13 protein-coding genes and 1 pseudogene are annotated in these 17,565 nt (G+C 57.6%); 6 read left to right on the forward strand and 8 right to left on the reverse strand.

Going from position 1 to position 17,565, the window contains the following annotated elements; all coding sequences use genetic code 11:
* Positions 1–110: 110 nt before the first annotated feature.
* From M2342_RS11360 to M2342_RS11375, 4 genes are read right to left on the reverse strand one after another with little or no spacing between them, the layout of a single operon-like run.
* A complete protein-coding gene (locus tag M2342_RS11360) occupies positions 111–3,248 on the reverse strand; it encodes a type I restriction endonuclease subunit R (protein ID WP_264579159.1) in 3,138 nt (1,045 codons plus the stop codon).
* Complete coding sequence (locus M2342_RS11365; RefSeq protein ID WP_264579160.1) at positions 3,245–4,888, reverse strand: restriction endonuclease subunit S; 1,644 nt, start codon at positions 4,886–4,888, stop codon at positions 3,245–3,247. Before M2342_RS11365 ends, M2342_RS11360 begins: the two co-directional genes overlap by 4 nt.
* Positions 4,885–5,295, reverse strand: a complete 411-nt coding sequence (locus M2342_RS11370) for a nucleotidyltransferase substrate binding protein (protein WP_264579161.1) — start codon at positions 5,293–5,295, stop codon at positions 4,885–4,887. Before M2342_RS11370 ends, M2342_RS11365 begins: the two co-directional genes overlap by 4 nt.
* Positions 5,285–6,883, reverse strand: a complete 1,599-nt coding sequence (locus M2342_RS11375; protein ID WP_264579162.1) for a type I restriction-modification system subunit M — start codon at positions 6,881–6,883, stop codon at positions 5,285–5,287. The genes M2342_RS11370 and M2342_RS11375 overlap by 11 nt, the downstream gene beginning before the upstream one ends.
* 426 nt (positions 6,884–7,309) lie before the next feature.
* Between M2342_RS11375 and M2342_RS11380 the strand changes: the two genes are divergently transcribed.
* Both M2342_RS11380 and M2342_RS11385 read left to right on the forward strand, forming a co-directional pair.
* Positions 7,310–7,630 carry a plasmid mobilization protein gene (locus tag M2342_RS11380; RefSeq protein ID WP_413715139.1) on the forward strand — a complete coding sequence of 107 codons (321 nt, stop codon included), beginning with the start codon at positions 7,310–7,312 and terminating at the stop codon, positions 7,628–7,630.
* The gene (locus M2342_RS11385) at positions 7,627–8,985 is read left to right on the forward strand and encodes a relaxase/mobilization nuclease domain-containing protein (protein WP_264579164.1); all 1,359 of its coding nucleotides are present in this window, start codon (positions 7,627–7,629) and stop codon (positions 8,983–8,985) included. The genes M2342_RS11380 and M2342_RS11385 overlap by 4 nt, the downstream gene beginning before the upstream one ends.
* 401 nt (positions 8,986–9,386) lie before the next feature.
* On the opposite strand, the gene M2342_RS11390 is transcribed toward M2342_RS11385, so the two are convergent.
* Complete coding sequence (locus M2342_RS11390) at positions 9,387–10,127, reverse strand: DUF2290 domain-containing protein (protein WP_264579165.1); 741 nt, start codon at positions 10,125–10,127, stop codon at positions 9,387–9,389.
* The gene (locus M2342_RS11395) at positions 10,078–12,231 is read right to left on the reverse strand and encodes a DEAD/DEAH box helicase (protein WP_264579166.1); all 2,154 of its coding nucleotides are present in this window, start codon (positions 12,229–12,231) and stop codon (positions 10,078–10,080) included. Before M2342_RS11395 ends, M2342_RS11390 begins: the two co-directional genes overlap by 50 nt.
* Before the next feature lie 467 nt (positions 12,232–12,698).
* Between M2342_RS11395 and M2342_RS11400 the strand changes: the two genes are divergently transcribed.
* Both M2342_RS11400 and M2342_RS11405 read left to right on the forward strand, forming a co-directional pair.
* On the forward strand, positions 12,699–13,118 hold the full coding sequence (locus tag M2342_RS11400) for a hypothetical protein (protein ID WP_264579167.1): 420 nt from the start codon (positions 12,699–12,701) through the stop codon (positions 13,116–13,118).
* Between the two features lie 65 nt (positions 13,119–13,183).
* Positions 13,184–13,950, forward strand: a pseudogene (locus tag M2342_RS11405) (IS5 family transposase).
* Positions 13,951–14,127: 177 nt separating this feature from the next.
* Here M2342_RS11405 and M2342_RS11410 read toward each other — a convergent pair.
* Entirely contained in the window at positions 14,128–14,331 is a 204-nt protein-coding gene (locus M2342_RS11410; RefSeq protein WP_264579168.1) for a hypothetical protein, read from the reverse strand.
* Positions 14,332–14,516: 185 nt separating this feature from the next.
* Between M2342_RS11410 and M2342_RS11415 the strand changes: the two genes are divergently transcribed.
* A complete protein-coding gene (locus M2342_RS11415; RefSeq protein ID WP_264579169.1) occupies positions 14,517–15,410 on the forward strand; it encodes a 3'-5' exonuclease in 894 nt (297 codons plus the stop codon).
* A gap of 278 nt (positions 15,411–15,688) precedes the next feature.
* Here the strand turns inward: M2342_RS11415 and M2342_RS11420 are convergent, their stop codons facing one another.
* The gene (locus M2342_RS11420) at positions 15,689–16,666 is read right to left on the reverse strand and encodes an isopenicillin N synthase family dioxygenase (RefSeq protein WP_264580038.1); all 978 of its coding nucleotides are present in this window, start codon (positions 16,664–16,666) and stop codon (positions 15,689–15,691) included.
* Positions 16,667–16,705: 39 nt separating this feature from the next.
* On the opposite strand from M2342_RS11420, the gene pcaD reads away from it, so the two are divergent.
* Positions 16,706–17,545, forward strand: coding sequence for a 3-oxoadipate enol-lactonase (pcaD, locus tag M2342_RS11425; protein ID WP_264579170.1), 840 nt, complete (start codon positions 16,706–16,708; stop codon positions 17,543–17,545).
* The last annotated feature ends 20 nt before the right edge of the window (positions 17,546–17,565 follow it).

The raw sequence follows: 17,565 nt of genomic DNA on the forward strand, positions 1-17,565 counted from the left end.
GAAAAATCGCCAACGGACGCTAAACGCTATTATGCGGCGAGATGGTCGCGTTTCGTCCCCCGCGTAGGGCGACGATACTCTAAGCAGCGCAGATATGAATTGGCTGCTTCTTACCCCGGAAAATCCCTCAGCAGGATTTCTGCCTGTGCCAGAACGGTTTGCACGGCCTCTTCTGCCAGGTCTGGCGGATAGCCGTATTTTTTGAGGATCCGCTTCACCAAGACCCGCATGCGAGCACGGGCGCTCTCCCGTTGGTGCCAGTCGACGGTAACGTTGCTGCGTAACTGATGCAGCAACTCAAGTGCGATGACGCGCAGCTTCTCGTTGCCCATGGCTTCGACTGCGCTCTCGTTTTCCGCCAGGGCCATGTAGAAGGCGACTTCTTCTTGGCTCAGCCCCATCTCCTCACCACGTGCGCGGGCGGCTTTCATATCCTTGGCGAGTTCGATCAGCTCCTGGATCATCTCGACCGCAGAAATCGCCCCGGCGTGATAGCGGGCGACGGCCTCCTCCAGCCGGTTCGAGAATGCCTTGCTCTCGACCAGATTGGTCTTGGAACGGCTTACAATTTCACCGTTGAGAAGCTTCTTCAGGGCTTCCAGAGCGAGGTTCTTCTTCTCCATCTTGCCGACTTCCATGAGGAATTCGTCCGACAGGATGGAGATGTCCGGGGATTGAAGTCCGGCCACTTTCAGGATGTCGATGATTTCAGACGATGCGACGGCTCGGTCCACGAGCTGCTGCACGGCAAATGCCCGGTCCTTCTCGCTGATCTTGCCGGTTGCAGTGGTCTTGGCAAGTGCCGCCCGGATGGCTTGGAAGAACCCGACCTCGTCCCGAATGGCGCGGGCTTCGTCGCTGGCTGACGCCAAGGCATAGGCCTTCGACAGTTCAAGAACCATGTCGAGGAACCGGCGATGCGCGCGCTTCTTCTCTTCGTCGGTCTTCTGCCGTGCGGCCTGCGATTCCTGCCACTTCAAGACCCAGTCGATTGCACCGCCAAGGCAGATCAGGCGTTCGCGCGGTTGCCCCGTGATACCGGGACGGTAGTCGAAGCCATGGAACAGGTCGCGGATAGTTTCGTACCGCTCCATCATTGCGGCGACGGCGGCGGATTCGTCAATGCCGGTCTTGTCGCGGTCGGAATCGGTGTACTGGCTGAGCGCATTGCGCAGGTTCTGTGCAACGCCGATGTAATCGACGACCAGCCCGCCGGGCTTGTCCTTGAACACCCGGTTCACGCGGGCAATAGCCTGCATCAGCCCGTGCCCACGCATCGGCTTGTCGATATACATCGTGTTCATGCACGGAGCGTCAAAGCCGGTCAGCCACATGTCGCAGACGATCACCAGGCGAAGCGGATCATCGGGATTGCGGGCACGCTTGGCGAGGTCATCGCGGCGCTTCTTCGATCCGATATGCGGCTGCCAGCCGAGCGGGTCGGAGGCCGAACCGGTCATCACGATCTTGACCGCGCCCTGGGCATCGTCGGTCGAATGCCACTCGGGCCGCAAGGCGACGATCCGATTATAGAGGGCAACGCAGATTCGACGGCTCATGCAAACGGCCATCGCCTTGCCGTTCATGGCTTCGATGCGCGCCTCCAGGTGCGCGACCATGTCTTCCGCCACCTGCGCCAGCCGCTTGTCGGAACCGACTAATGCTTCGACGGCGGACCATTTCGCCTTCAGCTTTTCCGCTTCGGTCAGCGATTGATCTTCGACCAGCGCCTCGATCTCGCTGTCGATCAGCGGCTTTTCATCGTCGTTCAGCTCGATCCGGGCGAGGCGGCTTTCGTAGAAGATCGGCACCGTCGCACCGTCTTCCACGGCGCGGCTGATGTCGTAGATGTCGATATATTCGCCGAAGATCGCGGGCGTGTTGATGTCGGCGGCTTCAATCGGTGTGCCGGTAAAGCCGATGAACGAGGCGTTCGGCATGGCCTGCCGGATATAGTGGGCATAGCCATAGCGCCTGAGGCCGGTTTCCCGGTTCAGCTTTGACTCAAATCCGTACTGGCTGCGGTGGGCTTCGTCGGCGATGACGATGATGTTGCGCCGGTCGGACAGCAGCGGGAAACTCTCCTCGCCCCTATCTGGCGAGAACTTTTGCACGGTGGTGAACACGACGCCGCCAGCCGCCTTGTCGAGCAATCGCTTGAGGTCTGCGCGGCTATCCGCCTGTTCCGGGTTCTGGCGGATCAGGTCGCGACACAGGCCGAACGTGCCGTAAAGCTGATCGTCCAGATCATTACGGTCGGTCAGAACTACCAGCGTCGGGTTTTCCAGCGCTTGCGATTTCACTGCCAGCCCAGCGAAGAACGCCATCATCAGGCTCTTGCCTGAACCCTGCGTATGCCAGATCACGCCGATCTTGCGGTCCCCATCGGGGCGCGACGCTTCTACCGCCTGACGCACCGCCTTCCGTGCACCATGGAACTGGTGATAGCCGGCGATGATCTTGAAGGGGCCTTCGCCCTTGTCACCGAACACGATGAAATCGCGGATCAGAGCCAGCAGGTTGGCGTGGGTGAACACGCCGCGCAGCAGGGTTTCCAGCTCGGGCGTGCCCCGGTGGGCAAAGTCCTCGCCGTCTACCGTGCGCCAGGGCATGAACCGTTCGGCATTGGCGGTGATGGAGCCAATGCGCGCTTCCATGCCGTCCGATGTCACCAGAACGGCGTTGGTGCTGAACAGGCCGGGGATCTGGTGCAGATAGGTCTGCAACTGGTTGTAAGCATCGGCAATGGTCGCGTTTTGCGCAGCGGCGTTCTTCAGCTCCAGCACGGCAAGCGGCAAGCCGTTGACGAACAGGACTAGGTCCGGGCGGCGATTAGCGCGGTTCTGGACCACGACGAACTGGTTGACCGCCAGCCAGTCATTGGCATAGGGGCGCTCAAGATCGATCAGCCAGATTTTGGTTGCGGCGGTCTTGCCGCTGTCGGCGCGATATTCCACGTCGACGCCTTCGGTCAGCAGCTTGTGGATGCGCCGGTTTTCTTCGACCAGATCGGGCAACTCGCCAGTCAGCATCCGCCGCATGGCTTCGGCGCGCGCTGGCTCAGGCGCGTCCGGGTTGATCCGGGCAATGGCCGCTTCCAGCCTGCCGGTCAGGATGACATCGCCGAAAGACCGGCGCTCTGGCGCGGAACCATCGGGCGCGATCACCGAGCCGTGGAGATAGCTCCAGCCCAGTTCCTGCAGCGTTTCGATGGCCGCCAGCTCGACAATGTCTTCCGTGATGCTCACGCCGCCTCGCTTTCACGCGCCACGCGGACTGTGCCAGACATCAGGCGGGGGAGGAGATAGTCGCGGGCTTCGGAAAGAGCTGCGTTCTCAAGGTCAAGAGCATGAATCTTCTGCCGGAATGGCGCGCAAATCTCATTGTATAATTGCGGAATTTCATTAACTGGCACGAATACTTCAAAGGATGGCAATGCTACCTTGGCTAAATGAAGAACTGTCGTTCCGGTTGTGTGAGCCAATGCATGATCAGTAAAACGCTGCGAGTTGAGTATCTGGAAGAGATACTCTCGTGGCACCATTGTTGGCTTTTTCGCCCGAATGATCGCAACGTCCAGAGATGCAACGAGCGTTTCGAATTCTCCTTTGTCGCTCACGATTGCGGGACGGCCGATGATATCGGCAGCTTGGGTAACATCGGTTTGAGAAAGAACGATGTCTCCAGCAGAGACGATTTGATCGGCCTTGAATGTTCCCGAATAGGGTTTCAGTCCATCGTGTCTGTATCCGCCGCCTCGGGCAAACGACTTCAGAGTAACCAACGCTACTCTTGATGGTTGGAGCTCAGAACTCTTGTATGAGCGCCCTTTTGTAAACGTTGCGATATCGCTCAGACTTCGCTTCTCCCAACCCACCGGCAAGCCGTCATCGCCGAAGGCATCCGGGAAGAGGGCGGCGAGCTGGGCGGCGCGGGCGGAGTTCAGGGTCAGGTCGCCCATGATGGCTACCGCATCCGTCTCCCCCGCCGCCTTGCGCCGCACAGGGCCAAAATCGACAAACCAGTCCCGGAAGATCGCCTGCGCCATCCCCTCCAGCGTCTCGTTCATCTGCCGGTTGAGTTCGATCTTGTCGTCGAGGGCAGACAGTAATGTGCCAATCCGTTCCTGTTCTTCGATTGCAGGAAATGAGATTGGCATTGAGCGCAGTGCCTTCTGGCTGATGCCCAGAACGGTCGTACCCGTCGCATAGCTCGCCAAAATGTCCTGCTGTTTGGGGGAAGTCAGCAGGTAGCGAAGGAAGGTATTGTCGAGAAGGCCTCGCTTTCCCCTCATGCAGACAATCCGCTGCCCCAGCGCATATCTCGCTGTTTCAGCATCCAACTGGATTACCTCTCCCATCGGCGCTTCAGTGGTCATGACCACATCGCCCGGCTTCGGGAGGCCGCGCGTCATCCATTTTGGATAATATTCTGGCGCGATAGTTTGCTCGATTGGCCGGATAAGGCCAGTCGTTTTGACTACTTTTGCCGAAAGAACTGGGATGCCAGTTGCGGATTTCGTCGGACTCTTGCCGCGATAGTCAATCAGCGACTCCAAGCAAGCCTCGAGTGGTGCAACTTGCCAGCCCAGCGCGACCCCGTCCCGGTCAATCACAGCCTGAAAGCTTGGCGTGACCGCGTGCCAATCGACCACATCGACACGGAACGGCAGATCGCTCTCGGAAAAGGCTTCGGCCAGATCGCCCAAAACCGACCGGGGCAACGGTTCCTTGCCCTTCAGCGCCAGATCAAGGTCCGAATGCGGTTTGGTCGTCCACTTCGCCCGGCTGCCGAACACGCGCACGGAAACCCCGGCGGGCAGGTGCCGGGCGATAATCTCATGCACGATCTTCGCATGATCGGGGCGCAGATCGATCGGCTGCTTCATGCCAGCCCTTCACGAAGGCGATCCCGCAGGAAACGCGCCTCGGACAGGAAATCGGGCACGATGGCGAAAACCTCGCGCGCCTTTTCCTCATCATAGGTGTGGCTGGTGCTGCCGCGCGCGCGCCGATATTCCTTCCACAGAGACCAGTCGCTGCGTAGCAAGCCGCGTTCGTTGCCGGAGCGGATCAGGTCCTGAAAGGTCATGTTGTCGAACTCGTCCGGATTGGGCGACGTCGCTTCCAGGAACCGCTTCAGCATCTTGTGGGCCAGCTCATAGGTGAACTCGAACCGCTGGATGCAGGCATCGCGCACCAAGTCGTCGCTGCTGTCCTGCGCGTGCCGGTCGAGCGCCACCTCAAGCGAGACGATAGCCTTCTCAAAAGGTTCGATAGAGAGGTCAATCGGCATCGGGCACCACCATTGCCAGCTTCTCGCGGATCAGCGCGGTCAGCCGGTCGCTTTCGTTGAATTGATCTTCCAGGGTCGCGGTCAAAGCGGCGAACCGTTCGGCGAAAGGAACGCCGTCATCCTCGGCATCCTCCGCCCCCACATAGCGCCCCGGCGTGAGGACATGACCGTGTTTGCGGACTTCCTCAAGCGCGGCCGATTTGCAGAAACCGGGGATGTCCTGATACTCGCCCAGTCCCGCCTCGGGCTTGGCCCGCCAGCGGTGGTAGGCGCCGGTGATCGTCTCGATGTCCTTTTCCGAGAACTCGCGGCGGGTGCGGTCCACCATGTGGCCAAGGTTGCGGGCATCGATGAACAGGATTTCGCCGCGCCGGTCACGGTGGCCATTCGCGCCCTTGTCCCGCGCCAGAAACCACAGGCAGGCGGGAATCTGCGTAGAATAGAAGAGCTGACCGGGCAGAGCGACCATGCAATCCACTACATCCCCCTCGATCATGGCCTTGCGGATTTCGCCTTCGCCCGATTGCTGGGATGACATCGATCCGTTCGCCAGCACCACGCCAGCCGTGCCGCGCGGGGCCAGGTGGTGGATGATGTGCTGAAGCCAGGCGAAGTTGGCATTACCTGCTGGCGGCGTGCCGAATTTCCAGCGGACATCGCCTTCAAGCTGCGGCTGCCACCAGTCCGAAATGTTAAATGGCGGGTTGGCCATCGCATAGTCGAACTTCAGCGTGGGGAACGCGTCGTTCAGGAACGAACCTTCGTTGTTCCACTTGATGTCCGCATCGATGCCGCGCACGGCGAGGTTCATCTTGCAGAGCTTCCACGTGGTATGGTTGCGCTCCTGCCCATAGATGGCGATGTCGCTGCGCTTGCCCTCGTGGCTCTCGATGAAGCGCTCGGACTGCACGAACATGCCGCCCGAACCGCAGGCTGGATCGTAAACCCGGCCATTGTGCGGCTCCAGCATCTCGACGATGGTCTGCACGACGGAACGGGGGGTGAAGAACTCGCCGCCGCGTCGCCCTTCCGCGCCCGCGAACTGGCTAATGAAATACTCGTAGGCGCGGCCCAGCAGGTCTTTCGATTTGCCGTCCGCACTGTGCATGCCGACCTTTGAGAACAGATCGATCAGCTCGCCCAGCATGGTCTTGTCGAGCTGCGGGCGACCATATTCCTTGGGCAGTACGTCCTTGAGCACGGCGGCATTGGCGCGCTCGATAGAGTCCATCGCGTTGTCGATCAGGTTGCCGATGTCGCCCACCCGCTCCTTCCCGGTGGTCACATCGGTAAAGGTGATCTGCGGGCGCTTGGCGTTGGCCTGCAAATGCTCCCACCGCGCCTCCGGCGGAACCCAGAACACGTTAGAAGCGAGATATTCCTCTGGATCTTCCGGATCGGCATATTCTTCAAGCATCAGCTTGGCGCGATGATGCTCGAACGCCTCTGAAATGTATTTGAGGAAGATGAGGCCAAGGGCGACATGCTTGTATTCCGATGGCTCGAGATTTCCGCGCAGCTTGTCGGCAGCCTTGAACAATTCTGCCTCAAAGCCGAGATCACTGCCGCTATTATTCTTGGACGCCATTTAGTCAGATTCCCCCTGTCCACCTTGGGTAGCGGAGAATGCTGGCTATGGGCAACCAGCCAGTTTCCAAAGCGATATCCTGCAGCGTCCCCGCTTGGACCAAGCCTCGGGTGGCGCCAGTACACCTCCCCACCAGTTTATCAGATCCGCGCCAGATGCGGATGCCGCCGAAGATTATGCGTGAACTGTGCTCCCATCGAGCGTTTGGCGATTGCGCATCGTCCGCCTCGGGTGGCATAATTTGGTGCATCAAAATCTGGATAAGGAACTTTAGCAAGGAGTGTGCAGAGGCCACCGCGCCACGCGGTCCGGTTCAGCGGTCACTACGCGACTACGTCGCTCCGTTCTGTTCGAACCTGTCCTCTGCACACTCCTTGCGGGGAGGGGATTACCCCTCCCCGCCCCCACCCCAATAAGGACATCAAAATGCCAGGCCAGCGAGGAAGTGAGAAACGGAACCGGGAAAACATCATCAGGGTGCGCATGAGCGATGCAGAACTCGAAGCACTCGATCGCAAGAGAGGGGCGTGGAGCCGCGCACACTTCATCCGCAAGGCGATCACGCTGTCGGGCAAGGAAACGGTCGTTGAGACAGCGCCGATCCTCGCGCAACTTTCAAAGGTTGGCGGCAACATCAACCAAATTGCTCGACAGCTCAACCGGCAAGAGCTGGGCATCGACCAGACGATGCTGCAACTGCAATTGCGCAATCTGGCTGCAGTCATCGAGCACCTGCAGGCCTTATGATTATCGAGATTACACGCGGCGACGATCCGGTCGGGCTTGTCGGCTACCTCATGGGAAATACGCAAGAGCTCAGGCACGGAGCGGAACTCATCGCGCTCGATAATTTGGCGACGATTGCGACCGCACCTGCAGAAATGCGCTCGGTTTATGAGCAGTCAGAGCGTTGTAGGTCGCCCATCCTGCATGTCTCTATTGCCCTCAGCCCGGGAGAGACCCTGACCGCGGCCGAGTGGGAAGAAGCATGGACTCAGGTCGATCGGCTTTTGCAGATGGAAAGTCATCAGAAGGTCACGGTCGCGCATCATGAGAAAGATCATCAGCATCAGCACAGGGGCTACAACATCATATCCCCGGAAACTTTCGCTACGCCAAAGGCGCGTCCGTGGAGCAAGGTTGAACGCCGCTTTCTAGATGAGGGGGAACTGCGAGATGTCGCCGGACCGATCGAGAGGCGGTCTTGGGATACCAACCTGAAATTCCGGCTACAGCAATTAGCGCGCAAACTGGAAGCGCTGTTCGGGCTTTGCAATGCCGCCGCTCCTAACCGATGGGCCAGCAACGCGCGGGGAGAGGATCGAGCGTCCTCCGGAGCAAAAAAGAGAGAGGAACGTACCGGCACAATTCCCATCATCGAGCGATGTGGCAAGGAGATGCGGCAAGCTTTGCGCAAGACCTCGTGGGCCGAACGAGAAGCTGAACTCGCGGGATTGGGCATCGGGATACGTGAATATCAGGGGAAAAATAGGCATCGCCAAGGGATCGTGTTGTTCGATCTCAATGAACCGGGCAATGCCATAGCTGGATCCGAGTTGGGCTCGGATTATGCTCGGGGCGCCTTGGAGAAAAGCGCCGACCAGAGTTTCGCGGCATTTCTCGGATCTAAGACGTCGCAAGTCCGCCCATCTGGTCCCGTCAGCATGCCTCGGCAGGATTCACTATACGAGGCCTTCAAAGCGTATCAGGAGGAGCTACGACACGCCCAGATGATCTGGACGAAGGCTTATGAGAGACTTAGCGCGGAGCTGAAACGCAACCGAAGGATGCTGGTGGACAAACAGCGGGCCGAACGACGCGTTCTGCTTGCGTCGGCAGCGACACACAATCGAATGCAAATGAGAGATTTGCTAGAGAGTCGGTTCAAGAAGGAACACGAGAGGCTGACCGCGGCGCAATGGGAAAATAGACGTGACTACCGGAGCCTTAAGCCAAGAGCGCTCAACTGGCGAGCTTGGCTAGAAGCAGAGGCCGCGCTTGGGAACGCACAGGCTCGCCAGGTCCTTGTTCGACAAGCGGGGGGGCGAAATCCGGCTCCAAAGCGCCCTTTCAATTTCGGAATGGATACGGGTCGATTCTAGACTGCGAAAGATGCATCGTGGAATGCTACATAGGCCACCGCAGAAACGGTAAGCCGCGTTCGACCAATTCCATAGCAAATGGCTAACCGTCAGATGCGGACATTTCTCAAATCGCAGCAACGTCCAGTCCGACTAGCTCGCCAGCGCGCGGGCTGGTGGTGAAGTGCTTGGTCCCCCTGCTCCGCCAGCGTCAGATCGCCCCGGATCGCTTCCAAAGCCATCTCGGCCTTGAAATCGGCGCTGTCGCACTTTCTCGCCTTCTTCATTCCGGTACCAATACTTAGGTCGGGATTAGCTTAGCATCCTGTCCAGAAACCGGCACCACCTCAGCCCAAGCCCGCAGGTCACTACCATTAGCCGGCACTGAAGCCCAAATCGCTTTAGTTCAATCAGAACAAACCCTAAGAGAAGAAGAAACGCTTCTCCTCTCGCTCCGAAAACTCCTCGGCGTAAAGTAGGCGGCAATCATTTTTCGAAATTTCCAAGATCGATTCTATGTCTAGATCGTCCGGCCCATGCCGGACCTTATTAGCAGTCGCCCAAAATCCTCCGTAAAAAATTCTCATTATGAGCAGAGTGAAAGCATGAGCACTGAGATATCGCCGAACGGGCCACCTATTCTCACCATGATATCCTAAATGCAAATGCGAACACGGATGACTGTCTTCTACGTATTGCTTTTTCGAATATTCATATCGAACTAATGGAGGGTGCCTCGGCCTTCGAACCTCTGCTATCCTGTGAAGAAACTCATCGACGTCAATAATTCCCTCGGAGACGTACTCCTGCATCTCCGTCACCTCTGCAACTGCATCGGGCGCTGCCCCCAAGAATGGGTTGGGATAATACGCATATCTAACGTCTCCCTCCTCCTTCCCAAGTCCATACTGAAAAAAAGAAAAGTCCTTTAGACAAATATTATATTGACCATCCCTCAGGCCGCACAGGTACAGTTCTTCATAAGAAATATTTTCATCAACGCTCATGGAACGGAATCGCTCGGAAGGATGTAACGCCGACGGATTGGAAAATATTTCCCCAATGCCAACCGCCTTACTGTATTCCCATGTTTTTCTAATTTGCGCTGCTAGTTCACCCTTGTTCATTAGAGTAGCCCTGAAGCTCTTCTTCAATTTCTTCATCAGACAAGCCCGCCTCGCGCAGGCGCTTCAAATATTGCTCTCGAGCAGCCTTCGCCGCAGCTTGCTTCTTTGAGAAACCCCGCTGAATCGTGTCGATCTGCTTCAGATCAGGCATCGTAAATTTAATGCTCGGTGCATTTTCCAGCGCGAGGTCCAACTCCCTCAATATAGCTCTAGCCTGTTTACCAATGCCACTAATGCGCAACCACGCCTTGGATCGAGTGAAAGCTGTGAAAAGCTTATTCCTTCCGTCTCGTAACCTTACATCGACGGCATCCACTCCAACGGCAAGGACGGCGGCAGCTTCATTGCCTTTCGCACGATAAACGGTCGATAGAGTAACTTTTCCAGCAATAGTGAATGGTGGCTCGTTATACGGGTCCGCAATCACATTGTTCGACGCTATCCCTTTCAACGACAACTGCTCACCTACGGAAGACAGATAGCGTCGCGCATGCTTGTCATCTAAGGAAATGACGAGAATTTCTTCAGGCTCTAAGCCACCGTCGATGAATGATTCAATGTTGCCTACAACCCATGCAATTTCGTCATCGAAATTTCCCACTTCAGCGGAGTCAACCAAAGGAAAGCCTTCAATCTTTGGCATAGCCAGCGGGCTATTGCGATCGGGGCGCATAACTTCAACGGGCTGTCCAGTTTTCAACGGCCCTGTTTTCACTTCGTAACCAACGTCCTCCCAATGATCAGAGCTCTCGAGCATCTGGACGATATCGCCATAAACGCCGAAACCGAGGGCGTGCGCGGAAACTAGTACATCTCGCTGATTTCTGTACGCTTTACCTAAAACAGCGTCGTTTGTAGCACCCGGCGGAAGCTGGGAGGATGTCCTATCCAGGTCGACAAGCGGCTGACCATCTCCGCCACGTCCAAACAGCTCTATAGGCTGACGAATTTTAACATTCATAATGTCTTGGAGCTCATCGTAAGCCCAGATGATAGATTTACGATCGCGCTCGCCTTTAGCGAGGTTGAATGCCAACTTGTAAAAACTGTCGGGAAAATCTTGCCCTTCATCGATCAGAACGTGATCATAGTAAGGTGTCACCAGCCCGGTACTGACTAGGTGGGCGCAGGCAGCGCCAAAGGCGGTTTCGCCGCGTGCGGCTGCCCTCTTAGCTTCGGGGAGGCGTAGAGCTGCTACACCGCTCCTGCTGCAGGCATCCGAGTATACTCCGGGAACGCTCGCTCCGCCCCAACCGTGTCGAATGTGAATTTTTTTCCAATCAGGATCCTGATCGGAATAGAGGCGGTAAAAACGAGTCACCAACGTCTTAAAAGCGGCGCGGAGACTCTTAGTATAAAAAGTAATTAGAATTCGATTTTCAGGATTATTGAGATGAATATGCGCCGCCTTCATTGCAAGGATTACGGTTTTTCCAGAACCGGCCAAGCCTCTGATCCGTGCGGGACCGCCTACATCGACAAGGGCAATGTGGCGCTGCTTTTCGTCAAAATTCGTTATTTCATTCTCTAGCCGTGCCAGTGCCACCGCCAATGGCTGTTTCTCCGGGTTTTCAACCGGTCGTTTGGCGGCGCGAGCAAGGGCTTTGGCACCTTCAACGACCGAGCGGACCTCCGCGAAAACTTCGACCGACAGTGCATCGTTGCGTACAGACTTTAGATAGTCAGCCAAGGACTCGAAGCTGGCGCAAACGGTAGATTCAATTTCTTCATTTGCCAAGGCATCCACTGGCAAGTCGGGACTTAGCTGGATAACCGTATGGATGCTGACGACCGTCGTCGTCCGGCTTTTTCGAAGTAGTCGGCTACGGATCAGCCTTGAATGAAGGTTGCTCGAAAAGTCGTCCAGCGCGGAATCTATCTCTGTGGCTGACTCACGTGACCTTTGAAACATGGTGTTGTCGTAAGCGCGGATCGCAACAAAACCATGCAAGGGGGAAAGCAACAAAATGTCAGGCCGGAAGATCGCCGCCTCATAATCAGCGTATGCAGGGAAATCGTAATAGACGACGGAATTCTCGATCCCAAGGACGCCCTCATTATGGCGAAGATAATCAACCAGCGCGCGCGACGCCGGGTCGTTTTTCCAGCGTCCGGTCGTGACCACAATCTCCAAGGGCATTTTACTCTCACTCCAATGACGAGCTTTAGCACTACGAGGCAGCATTTTTTCTCAAAGGGACGGTAGCGCCCCAGCGCGTCGTTCGCTGCGCTCCGAACACCGCAACGCCGGCTAATTCGTCGCCTCTATTTTGTCTCTCACACCGGAACAACGTCTACTCTCTGGCGGCTTCAAAGATAAGTCGAATGTCCCAGATCCTGTCGGCAATCAACTACCTACGTTTGTTGCGCATGCGACCAAGGAACTCGGAGGTTCCCCGCTTGCCAAGAGCGGCCGCCAGGGCCGGTCATACCTCTGTGACTGCCACAAATCGTCAGATGCCGTCAGCGCCCTGCAGGCGTCGATAGCAAGGCTGAATGTCTGCAATTTTGGCGTTCGCTGCAATTCCCATTAGTCTAGGCCGTGAACCCATAAATTGGCGTTGAGAGGGAGTGGAATGCGCCGTTTGGCATGGTATCGCTAGCCGCATGTTGTTTATCCTGACCCTTATGGCCGCAGCAAGCCTTACTCCGCCGGAGGAACCTGTGGCTGGCCAGCTTCGCGCAGCGATCTGGCACGATCTGCAACTGAACGCCATGATCGGGAATGGTAACTGGCTGGCTTCGCTTTGGTACAATGCGGGGCAGGAAGACGCCAAGGCACCCGATCTTCACATTTTGGATATGTCGTGTGACAGCAACCGTGAGAGATATCGTTGCACCTTTACGCTGCTGCGTGATGGCGGCGTACGAATGGCCTTCAACGAAGCTGCCCCCGACCGGCTCGATTGCAATGCGCGTTTCGTTCGCCGAGACGATTCTGATGAGTGGATGGTGAGGCATCGACCGCCGCGCGGTTCTGGGCACAGTCGGACGGATATGCGATGCAAGGCTGTGCCTGCAACATGATCCTCAGATATACTAGCACTGATTGCCGACTTTACCCCTGAGCGGAGTTCTGATTCAGGGTCGGCATGAGCCGATATGATCTGACCGATTTTGAGTGGCGCGTTATCGAACCGCTGCTTCCCAACAAGCCGCGAGGCGTCCCGCGTGTGGATGATCGACGCGTGTTGAACGGCATCTTCTGGGTGCTGCGTTCTGGCGCACCGTGGCGCGACCTGCCGGAGCGCTATGGGCCGCGCACTACTTGCTACAACCGCTTCGTGCGATGGCGAAAAGCTGGTGTGTGGAATCGGATGATGGACGCCATCACCGCTGCCCACGATGGCGACATCCAGATGATCGACAGCACGTCCGTTCGCGTACACCAGCAGGCCGCGACAGCAAAAAGGGGGATCGAGATCATTGTCTCGGTCGCTCCCGAGGCGGGCTCACGACCAAAATCCACGCGGTTGTCGACGGGCAAGGCCTCCCGATCCGGCTGAGCCTGACCGCTGGGCAAAGCCACGACGGGCAAGCGGCTGACAGCCTGCTTTACCATGTGGGTGCCGGGACCATCGTGCTCGCTGACAAGGCCTATGATGCGGATCGCATCCGGACGTCTCTCCGCGAGAAGGGGGCGTTCGCCAATATCCCGCCTAAATCCAATCGCAGGTCGAAGCCGTACTTCAGCACATGGCTCTACCGCGAGCGCAACCTCATCGAGCGATTCTTCTCCAAGCTGAAGCACTTCCGCAGGGTTGCTACCCGCTATGACAAACTGGCCGAAAACTTCCTCGCCATGGTCCAACTCGCCTCAATGCGTCTGTGGCTCCGCATTTATGAGTCTACGGCCTAGAGACTGCTAGCTATCGGGATCAATTCTGCCGAACCTCCATGGCTACTGAGAACTTGCGCCGGCGAGGCTATCTCCCGCATTCTGCAGGTTAGCCGACGAATGGACGCATCATAGCTGATTCTAAAAACAATAAAGTCGCACGCGCCTGTCTTTAGACCAAGGAGGGACCCAAAACCATCAGGCGTACACACCGGCATCCACTGCCGCGATATAAGTCCAGAGATGCTCTTCGTTCCCAGCTTTGACGATATCTTGCGCGGTCGCGCCATCAAACGCCGCCAATCGCGAGTTCAGGTAGCACTCAAGCGCCTCGTCGGGCGTCTCAAATCGCTCGGATAGCCGAGCCACAACCCTGCGATCAGTTTCGTCGAGTTCTACCATGTACAGATGTTAGCATGCATTCGACTGTCAAACCAAGCGTGCTCCAGGAGGTGCCGAAGAAGATCCCCCAACGGGGAAGCGATAAAGTTTAACAGGAGGAAAAACAGCATGAAACACTGACCAACAGCCAGGGACCGGAGCAGGTCCACGACGATCAACATGGCCCGCCTCTGGCGGGCTTTTTCGTGAAGGATGCAACCATGAAAATACTCACTCTGGGCGACGAAGAGGCGCGAGCCAACGCCCTCGAACGCCACGCAGACTATCGCGTTCTGCGCCGCGTGCCAGACTTCGGACAGGTCGCCTACCAGCCGCTAGAACACCCAACGGTGCGCATTGCCGTCGTCGACACTGAAACCACCGGCCTCAATCCAGCGACGGACGCGGTCATCGAGCTGGGAATGACCGTCGTGGAACTGTGTGCGGAGGGCGCCCCCGTCGTAATCCATGCACCGGAGAGCTGGACCAATGACCCGGGCTTTCCCCTGCCCCCGCAAATTACCGATCTCACCGGGCTCACCGATGAGCTTCTTGCAGGGACTGCGTTCGACGACGGGGCAATCAATGATACGCTGCGCTACGTCGATCTGATCGTTGCACACAACGCAGCCTTCGATCGCGCGTTCATGACCAAAGCGTTCCCATTGACTGCGGAACGGCAATGGGCCTGCTCCTGCCGGGATATCGACTGGCGGGCGGAAGGCTTTGACGGCCATGCTCTTGGCCATCTGCTGACCCAAGCTGGACGGTTCAACGACGTCCATCGCGCCGGCGCCGACAGCTGGTCACTGACCTGGCTGCTTCTGCAAGACGCCAAGGATGGTCGGACCTTTGCCTCTCACCTCATAGAGGCTGCCAACACGCCAGTGCATCGCGTCTATGCTGCCCACGCACCATTCAACATCAAGGAAAAGCTAAAGTCCGCTGGGTACCGCTGGGACCCCCGGAAGCACTTTTGGTATCGAGATCGATCGCCAGCGGAGTTCGAAAGCGAACTCGAATGGCTCGCGGATTTGAACCCCAACATTCGGCCATTCAGTCAGGAGGTGCATCCGCTGGACCGTCACGCTACCCACTGAGACCACGCCAAGCCGGCTGTGCTTGACGCCGTGCTCTAAATTGTGCTTTCGATTGTGTCGAAACGATCGAGAACGTTCGTTTTTGGCGGTTTTCTGCGGTTTAGATGTCGCGGAATTAACTGGTTGGGAATCCTCTCGTCCCGACCAAATAATCAAGAAATTGCTCAGAGCCCTCCATCGCTCGTCCCGTTGCGCCGTTGAAGGTGGGCGGCCAGCGCTGGTGCACAGCGCCCCTTCAGCGCAACACATCCAGAATTGCCACATCAAGCTAGTACGGGTCAGAAGCCCTGCGCGTCGAAGCTGCGCCGAATATGTTCGGCCACCGTGGTGGCAGGATGATGCGGCACCTCCCCTTCAGCTAAGCAGGAAGGCAAACAGGCGATTTCCTGCTGTGGCGCGCCTGTCAGAAAGAATGGCGCGGAATAACGGTCCACACCGGCGATGTTCACGACCCTGTGAACCGACGATTTGTACCGACCATTGGTCCAGCGCTGGAACAAATCACCCACATTGACCACCAGGCTTCCGGGCATCGGGGGCGCTTCGATCCAGCTGCCGTCATCCTGATCGAGCACCTGCAGGCCGCCCACCTCATCCTGCAAAAGCAGGGTCAAACTCCCAAAGTCGCAATGCGCTCCGGCCCCCTTGGCGCCAGCAGAATAATGGACCAGCCGCAGCGCGGCGATTGGATCGGTGCAGAAGGCGGAAAAATAGTCTTCCGGCAAATCGAGCGAAAGAGCGAAACCGGCCATCAGCCGCCGCGATATATCATGCATGTCAGCCACGTAATCGAGCAAGAATGCCTTAAAGCCAGGCACCCCGTCCGGCCAGAGATTGGCCTCTTCGTCCACGGCCTCGCTCCCGAGATAATATTCTTCCTTCAGGGCATCCTGCGGTAAACCTTCACTGGTACGTCCGCCCATGCGCGCATAGCCGCGTCCTCCACGGGCAGATCCATTTGTGATGGCGCGTTTTTCGGCCTCATCCAGGGCGAACAGGGCCTTTGCATAGTTCAACACCAGCGCAAGCCGCTCGCTGCTAAGGCCGTGGCCGACAAGATAGAAGAACCCATGCCGCAGACTTGCGGCCTTCAACCCGAGAACAGTCTCCTGCCTCGTGTCAGGGTGATCGCTCTCCAATGCAGAAAGATCGATCACCGGAAGTGCAAAGTCACTCACTCGGGAACTCCGTCGGGCGGATTTCAAAGACAGCGAACTTAAGGCCTGTTTTAAGGCCCGGTTGTGCCAATTGAGCATGCTCACCCAACGTCCTTCGAAACACCCAGTCACGCCGCGATGTGCCATGAGGAAAAGAAGGAGTTCTCGATGCCACTCATCCCTTCCTTCGATCACACCCCGCTCAATATGCGGGTGGAGGGCCCGCGCGGTGCCCCAGCTATACTCTTCGCGCATTCCATTGGCTGCGACCTGACCCTCTGGGACCGGCAAGCAGCGGCCCTCAACGACCGATACCGCATCATTCGCTATGACGTTCGCGGCCATGGTGCCAGCGATGCTCCCGAAGGGCCTTACACCGTCGAGCAACTTGCGGGGGACGCGCTTGCGATTCTCGATGCCCTCGAGGTCGAGCGCGCGCACCTTTGTGGACTGTCACTCGGCGGTACGATGGGGCAGTGGCTGGCACTCAACAGGCCGGACAGGCTTGCCAGCCTGACCCTGTGCGACACAGCGGCCCGACTGGGCACCATTGAAGGCTGGCAACAAAGGATCGAGACCGCTCTCTCGCGCGGCATGGCAGCCCTGGTGGATATGTCACTCCTGCGCTTTTTCTCGGACGCGTTTCGCGATCAAGACCCGGCAACAATCGCCCAGTTCCGCGAGATATTCCTTGCCACGCCAGCGCAGGGCTTCGCGGGCTGCTGCGCGGTTTTGCGCGACTGCGATTTCACGGACCATCTTTCCGCCATAACGGTACCGACCCTGGTCATGACGGGTCGCAACGATGTGCCCACGCCACCCACCGACAGCGAGTTGCTGGCATCCCGCATTCCCGGCGCGGAACTCATATTGCTCGATGCAGGCCATATCTCTGCACGGGAGGATCCGCAGTCCTTCACCAGAGCCCTTCTCAACCACATCCAGCGCAATGAGCCGCGCGATCCGGCTCAGCGATAACGCGCCGGCCCATCGCCTGC

It is taken from the genome of Sphingobium sp. B8D3A (assembly GCF_025961995.1).
Taxonomy (GTDB): domain Bacteria; phylum Pseudomonadota; class Alphaproteobacteria; order Sphingomonadales; family Sphingomonadaceae; genus Sphingobium.